We start from the raw sequence: 7,150 nt of genomic DNA on the forward strand, positions 1-7,150 counted from the left end.
CCTGGTACTTGCCGCACATTGCGGCTTGATTTCGTGGCGAGCCAGCCGCGCTGACCCGCCCTGCGTTCGAATTCCCCGATTCTGCGCGCGACCTCACGGCCCGGGCGCGCGCGTCGTGCGTGGCCTCAATCTCAGCAACAGTTCGCGCCCGCCGAGCAAACCATCGCGGCGGAAAATCAGAATCAGCAGCATCGCGACGGCGAGCACGAGCTCCTGCATGCCGCTCGGCAGCGCGATCTGCGCGTGCCCGATACTCACGCCCGACTCCAGCTGGCGAAACACTTCGGTGATCGCCTGCACGACCAGCGTGCCGACCACCGCGCCGGCCAGGCTGCGCGTACCGCCGACAATCAGCATCGCGAGCGTGATGAAGGTCAGGTCGAGAAAGAACGAATCGGTCGAGATGCTGCCGAGAAAATGCGCCTGCAGCACGCCGGCCATCCCCATCACGGCGCCCGACACCGTGAACGCGACGAGCCGCGACACGTAGAGCGACACGCCGGCCGCGCGCGCCGCGACTTCGTCCTCGCGGCTCGCGCGCAGCATCAATCCCCAGCGCGAGCGCTGGTGTACGAACGCGATCACCAGCGCGAATACGACGCCGGCCGCCGCGACCGGTACGTTCACATACTCGGGCAGACCGACGATCGACGCCGAGCCCATCGTCACGCTGTCCCAGTTCGAATAGACAGTGTTGAAGATGAACAGCACGGCCAGCGTCGAGATTGACGCAGCAAGGCCCGACAGGCGCATCAGGATCAACCCGACGACGAACGCGACCGCGGCCGCCAGCGCGACCGAAGTCAGGCCTGAGAGCCACAGCGGCACACTGCCCGCCAGCAAAAAGTCGGGAAGCCCGGGCATTGTCATCGGCTTGAGCGCCTCGCAGCAGGTCTGCCACGCACTCGCATACGCGGCGATCGCCATGAACGCGATCTGGCCGAACGACACGATTCCCGAATTGCCGACGAAGATGTAGATCCCCACCACTGTCACGATGCGGATCAGCGCGAGCGTGACGATGCTCCCAAGCGTCGCATTGCCTGCGTACTCGACGGCCGCGGCGAGCACAACCAGCGGAATCGCGAGCAGCAGCACCGGCGACCACCCGGCGAGGATCGACGCGACGAAGGAGCGTGAATCGCTCTCGTCATATAGTCTGTTGTCTTGATAGGCAGACATTTATACACGCTCCCGGTTAGTGCTATTGGCGATCAGCCCGTTCGGCTTCACAAGCAGCATCAGAATCACCAGACCAAAGACGCCTGCGTCTCGAAACGGCCGTAGTTCCGCGGGCAGCCAGGCTTGCAGAAAGACGCTGAAACAGCCGACGATGAAGCCGCCCAGCACCGCCCCTGCGAGCGATCCCATCCCGCCGATCACCGTCGCGAAGAACGCGTAGATCACGGGCAGCGTGCCCATGCGGATGTCGAGCGTTCCAGTCTGCATCACGAAGAGCAGTGACACTGAGCCGGACAAGACCCCGCTGATCGCAAATGCGACCGCGATCACGCGGTTGGCCGGCACGCCGAGGAGCCTTGCCATCTGGAAGTTCTCCGCTGCCGCGCGCATCTGGATGCCCATCAGCGTGCGGCGCAGGAAGACCAGCAGCGCGACAAGCAGCGTAGCGCACACACCGATGCTCAACAGTTGCGTGCCCTGCACGCGAAGCGCGCCGATGTTAATCACGTCGTTCAGCCCGTGACTGATATCGATCGATTTCGGCCTGCTCGTGTACGCGAGCATCACCAGGTGCTGAAGGAAATAGCTGACCGCAAACGAAGATACCAGCAGTGTCGCGGGGCTCGTCTGCCGCAGGGGGCGGAACGCGGCCCGCTCCGTGAGCAGCGCGATGCCGGCCACCGCGGCGATCGTCGCGACCAGCATCAGCGGCACGGGTAGCGCACCGAACATCAGCGCCGGTGCGGCGCTCGCGCCCGGCACGATCAGCAGGTATGCACCGATTGTGATGTAGTCGCCTTGCGCGAAGTTGATCAGGCGCATGATGCCGAACACGAAACCGATCGCAAGGGCCGAAAGCGCGTAGAGACTGCCAAGCGCAATCGCATCAAGAACCGTCTGAACGAAGTACATTTAAGCCGCCTTGACTGGAGTGACCCCGCCCTTGCCCTTGTCGCCCAGGTAGGCGCGGCGCACGTCGGGGTTATGCATGATGGCCGCCGGATTTCCTTCGGCGATGGTCCTGCCGCCGTCCAGCACATGAATGCGCTCGCACGCCCCCATGATCACTTCCATGTTGTGTTCGATGAGCAGTACGCCGCAGTCAAACTCGCCGGGAATCGATGCGATCAAGCGCATCAGGGCGTCGCTTTCGGCATCGTTCATGCCGGAAGCGGGCTCGTCGAGCAGTACGAACTTTGGGGCCAATGCGAGCGCGCGGCCTATGCCGATGCGGCGCTCGTTTCCGTACGACAGGCTGTCGCATCGTTGTTGCGCCATGTCCTCGCAACCCATCCAGTTCAGAATGGCGCCCGCGCGCCAGCGTGCCTTGCGCATGCCCATGCCCGCACCCATCGCGGCAATCGTCAGATTTTCTCCAACGGTCAAATCGCGAAACAGTCTCCCGGCCTGGAAGGTCCGGCCGACGCCGATCCTCGCCGCGTAATGCGGCCCGCGCGCGCCGACCTCAATGCCGTCGAGCGTCACGCTGCCCTGCGTCGGCCGCTGAAAGCCGCTCAATACGTTGACCATCGTCGTCTTGCCAGCGCCGTTCGGGCCGATCAGGCCGAATACCTCGCGCTGGTGCAACTTCATGCTTACGTCCGTCAGCGCGGCGATTCCACCAAACGCCACCGATACGTTCGCGACCGTGATCGTCGCAAACCCACGCTCGTTCATTGCGTACCCCTTCCACGATGGCGCGTTCGGACCGCACGGCCCGAACACGTCGGTTAGCGTTCAGCCGCCGACGCGAAACAGCAGTCGGTTATCAGGCGCGAATGCGTTGCGATAAAGCTCGACCGCGTGGAACGAGCCGTTCTCGACCTTCATCACGAGCCACGGGCGGTTGACCTGGATGTGCAGCGTCTTCGTATAGGAAGTTGGACCGACAAGGAACGGCTGGTTCTGATAGCTGTTCATCACCTCGAGCACCTTCGTCGAATCGGTCGTATTCGCCTTCGTCACTGCGTACGCCCATTGCTCGATTAGGCTATAGCCGAGCACCGAATAGGACGACACGGGCGGCTGCCCCCAGCGAGCAGTGAAATGCTTGACGAACGTCTGCATCTCCGGCCTCGGATCGTCGCCATACAACGACATGAACGCCGGAACGTAAAAGTCCTTCAGGTTTGGTACTGCGTTGAGCCAGTAGTTGTCGATCATCGCGGTATCGGCGAGGATTGGCTGGCTGACACCTGCCGCGCGCAGTTGCCGAATCGCGGATGCTCCCCCCGGCGTGTAGCTGCACACGAAGATCGCGTCGGGTTTCCTCGGCAGGCTGTTCAGGCGCGTGATCTGCGCGGCGATCGACGGATCGTCGTTCTTGAACACGTCGGAGCCGAGCAGTGCATCCTTGCCGCCTTCGCGCGTCCACGCGGCGCGAAACCCCGCGCACGCCGACTTCGTGTATTCGATCGACGTGTCCTCGAGCACGTACGCAGTCTTCAGGCCGAGCTTGCGCCGTGCGTACTCGGCAATCGCGATGCCTTCGGACTGCGCGGCGCTGTTCGCGGTAAACGCGTAGTTGCCGACACCCTGCGCCCCCATTTTCGGATCGGCTGCGCACAGGCTCATCGACACGACCTTCGCCTTCTGCGCGGCTAGCGCAGCCGGCGCACCGAAGTCGTAGTCGCACGAGACAACCAGTAGTTTCACACCGGACTGGATCAGCTCGGCGCCCGCGCTTGCCGCACGTTCGCGATCCGTCTTTGTGTCGATCACCTTGTAGTCGAGGTGGTGCCCGAGCAGACCACCCGCCTTGTTGATCTCGTCGATCTTCAGCACCGCCGCCTTGAACGGTGCCGAATCGTAGTTCGCCAGCCAGCCGGATTGCGCAATCGCAAACCCAATCGTGATGGGTGCGGTATCAATATCCGCCCCCCAAGCCGGCCGACCCAGCAGCAACGCGACGAGCGCTAGCGCGCCGCCCATGATTCCTACGAAATTCTTTCGCATATTCATCTCCATTTGACGATCCGCCCGGCCCGCTCTGCCCACTGTGGTTTGAAGACTGTGGACAGTTCGCATATTTCCGATCACAATAAATCCTGTCAAGCGTTTCATGTCCGCCCCCGGGTCAACCCTGATCATCAGTCCTGTCACGTGGCGGGATGAGACTTCGCTTATCCAAGGAGGTATGTGAAATGATCGAAATCGCGGACCTGTCCGCCTCTTACGGCAAACTCCAGGCGCTGAAAGGCGTTACCCTCTCGGTCGGCTCCAGCGAGCTTGTGTTCGTGGTCGGACCGAACGGTGCGGGCAAATCCACCCTGCTCAAGTGCATCGCGGGCTTGCTCAAGCCGCGTGCAGGCAGCATCACGTTTGCCGGCGACAACATCATCGGCAGTCAGCCAGAGCGGCTGTGCCGAAATGGTCTTGCACTGGTTCCTGAAGGCCGCCACATCTTCGGAACACTAAGTGTCGAGGAGAACCTTCTGCTTGCGGCCGCGCACCGGAAGGATCGCGAATCGGTCCGCGAAGACATTGAGAAAGCCACCCAGCTATTCCCGATACTGCGCAAACGCTTCAAGGGCGCGGCGGGCTATTTGTCAGGTGGAGAACAGCAGCAACTGGCGATCGCTCGCGCCATCCTGCTCAAACCCAGGTTGATGATGGTCGATGAACCGTCGCTCGGCCTCGCCCCCCTTGTCGTCGATCAGGTCTATGAAGCCCTGTATGAACTGAAGAAAAGCGGTCTCACCCTGCTCGTGGTCGAGCAATCCACCGCTCGCGTCCTTGATCTCGCCGATCGGATTGCCGTCCTACGCAACGGAAAAATCGTTTTAAACCAAAGCCGCGACGAAATCAGCGACGGCATTGCCCTCGAAAACGCCTACTTCGGTTACCACGGCGATCACGCAATGCTCGTCACATCCTGATCGACATTCGTTCCACGACAGCTTCAGCAACTTCACAACCTGACCATAAACCCGGATCAACATGAAAATCATCGCACCGACCGGCGCACGCGCATCGTTCTCCGACATTGCCCAAGGCACCCAGGAAGACTGGGACATCATCATCCGCGAAGCTCACCCCTACGACTCGGCCGTTGGCGAGCGCGTTCTTGAGCATCTGAAACTTATTGACGGAGAATTCGGGGGCTTTCCGGTCGACCGTCTGAATCACAGTCTGCAGTCCGCCACCCTGGCTCACCGCGACGGCCGGGATACCGAATATGTCGTGTGTGCGCTGTTGCACGATATCGGCGATACGCTGGGAAGTTATAACCATTCCGATATCGCGGCAGCTATCCTCCATCCATTCGTGTCGCCGGAAAATCACTGGATGATCAAGCATCACGGCATTTTCCAGGGCTATTACTATTTCCAGTATCTGGGCCTCGACCGCAACATGCGCGAGCGCTATCGCGATCAACCGGAACTCTTCCATCGCACCGAAGAATTCTGTGCCAAGTATGACGGCCCGGCTTTCGTGAAAGACGCTGATGTCTTGCCGCTTTCATTTTTCGAGCCGATGGTCCACGAGATCTTCTCGCGCACCCCGCATTCGATCTACACCAAACCGGGCATCTGAGTCCACGCCCTTGCAACGCGCCGCCAACCGTATAGCGCGAAATCCCGGATCCAGGCAAGTCGGCGATCCGCAGTTCATGCTCTACATGAATTTTCAAACAGGAGATCCGTCGTGAGTCAAAGCAAAAGGATTGTCGTAGTAGGCGCTTCTCGCGGACTTGGTCTGGCGCTGGCCGAGGAATATTGCGCGCGCAACTGGCATGTCATTGCGACATCCCGTGGTCAATCGGAAGGTCTCGACGAGTTGCGTGAGCGTTACCCGTCGTTGCTCGAAATCGAAACGGTCGATACCACCGATATTGCCTCGATACGCGCACTGGCCCGACAACTCGAGACGGTCAGCCTGGACGCATTGTTCGTCAACGCTGGGATTTGCAAGGCAAACACGCTCACGCCGCTCGAGGTTGCCGAAAAGGATTTCCTCGATATGATGTCGACCAACGCGCTTGGGCCGATGCGCGTTGTGGAAGCCCTTTACGATCAGATCGCCAAACAGGGCGTGATTGCCATCATGTCGTCCGAACTTGGCAGCATCGCCAATTGCACCGGCTTCTGGGAACTCTACAGTTCCAGCAAAGCCGCGTTGAATATGCTCATGAAGGCCTTCTCGGCCCGTCAAGGCGATAAATCGTGCTCACTGATTCTGATCGCGCCGGGATGGGTGCAGACTGAAATGGGCGGGGCAAACGCCACATTGGAGATCGCTCAAAGTATCCCGTTTGTTGTCGACGTCGTTGAGCAGAGTGCAGGTATCCCGGGACTACGCTTTGTCAACCGCCATGGGGAAATCCTCCCTTGGTAGCCGTTACCTCGCGTTTGCTAAACCATCAGGATCGCGCATCTCGCAGATCAAATACCTGTTGCCAACCTGCATATTGAGCAGGCATGATGCGCTTTCTCAGTGGACACAGCGAGAGCGGCAGTCCGTAACCGCAATTTTTTTCAACCCAATCTCCACTCCGGGCTTACATTTGGCAGATCGCGGACGTTCGTATGCGCTCCCTGAGGAAATGACGGCTTCCGGATGAGGAACGGCCTGTTGGACAGGGCGAATGGAAAGGCCGCCTTGGGCTAAAGAGCTCTACATTCCCCACCCGTTGCCAATATTGAGTTGAGGGTCATTGTGTGAATGCTCATGTTATTCGATCAGCGTGCTCTGACGACTATCCTGCAATACGCACGCTGCTTGAAAGCGAAGGTTTGCCAAATGCAGATGTAACGATTGAGCAAATTCCTCGTTTCTACGTCGCATCTTTCGCGAACGGGAGCGTCATGGGATGTGTCGCGATTGAGCAATACGGGACAGACGCGCTGTTGCGATCCCTCGCCGTCGCAGACCGTTAAGGGTTATTCGATGCCTGCCATCGGCCACAGGAATGTGACGGTGCCTCCGCGCGTGTCGGCAGGCGTCGAATAAGCCTCGATGGAGGAAA

General features: G+C 60.1%; 7 protein-coding genes. 3 read left to right on the plus strand and 4 right to left on the minus strand.

The window, feature by feature from the left end; genetic code table 11:
* Positions 1-93 precede the first annotated feature (93 nt).
* The 4 genes from C7411_RS32750 to C7411_RS32765 are packed head-to-tail and all read right to left on the minus strand — an operon-like array spanning position 94 to position 4,137.
* The gene (locus C7411_RS32750) at positions 94-1,182 is read right to left on the minus strand and encodes a branched-chain amino acid ABC transporter permease (RefSeq protein ID WP_110388264.1); all 1,089 of its coding nucleotides are present in this window, start codon (positions 1,180-1,182) and stop codon (positions 94-96) included.
* On the minus strand, positions 1,183-2,094 hold the full coding sequence (locus C7411_RS32755) for a branched-chain amino acid ABC transporter permease (protein WP_110388265.1): 912 nt from the start codon (positions 2,092-2,094) through the stop codon (positions 1,183-1,185). It abuts the gene before it with no gap.
* Positions 2,095-2,859 carry an ABC transporter ATP-binding protein gene (locus tag C7411_RS32760; protein ID WP_110388266.1) on the minus strand — a complete coding sequence of 255 codons (765 nt, stop codon included), beginning with the start codon at positions 2,857-2,859 and terminating at the stop codon, positions 2,095-2,097. It lies immediately after the preceding gene.
* A 60-nt stretch (positions 2,860-2,919) separates the two neighbouring features.
* Positions 2,920-4,137: an ABC transporter substrate-binding protein gene (locus C7411_RS32765; protein ID WP_207786581.1), complete on the minus strand. Its 1,218-nt coding sequence runs from the start codon at positions 4,135-4,137 to the stop codon at positions 2,920-2,922.
* A 188-nt stretch (positions 4,138-4,325) separates the two neighbouring features.
* On the opposite strand from C7411_RS32765, the gene C7411_RS32770 reads away from it, so the two are divergent.
* From C7411_RS32770 to C7411_RS32780, 3 genes are all read left to right on the plus strand, one after another.
* On the plus strand, positions 4,326-5,060 hold the full coding sequence (locus C7411_RS32770) for an ABC transporter ATP-binding protein (RefSeq protein WP_110388268.1): 735 nt from the start codon (positions 4,326-4,328) through the stop codon (positions 5,058-5,060).
* Positions 5,061-5,121: 61 nt separating this feature from the next.
* Positions 5,122-5,718 (plus strand): HD domain-containing protein, encoded by a 597-nt coding sequence (locus C7411_RS32775; protein ID WP_110388269.1) that lies wholly within the window; start codon positions 5,122-5,124, stop codon positions 5,716-5,718.
* A gap of 111 nt (positions 5,719-5,829) precedes the next feature.
* On the plus strand, positions 5,830-6,519 hold the full coding sequence (locus tag C7411_RS32780) for an SDR family NAD(P)-dependent oxidoreductase (RefSeq protein ID WP_110388270.1): 690 nt from the start codon (positions 5,830-5,832) through the stop codon (positions 6,517-6,519).
* Positions 6,520-7,150: the final 631 nt, after the last annotated feature.

This window comes from Paraburkholderia silvatlantica, assembly GCF_003096715.1.
In the GTDB taxonomy this organism is placed as follows: domain Bacteria; phylum Pseudomonadota; class Gammaproteobacteria; order Burkholderiales; family Burkholderiaceae; genus Paraburkholderia; species Paraburkholderia silvatlantica.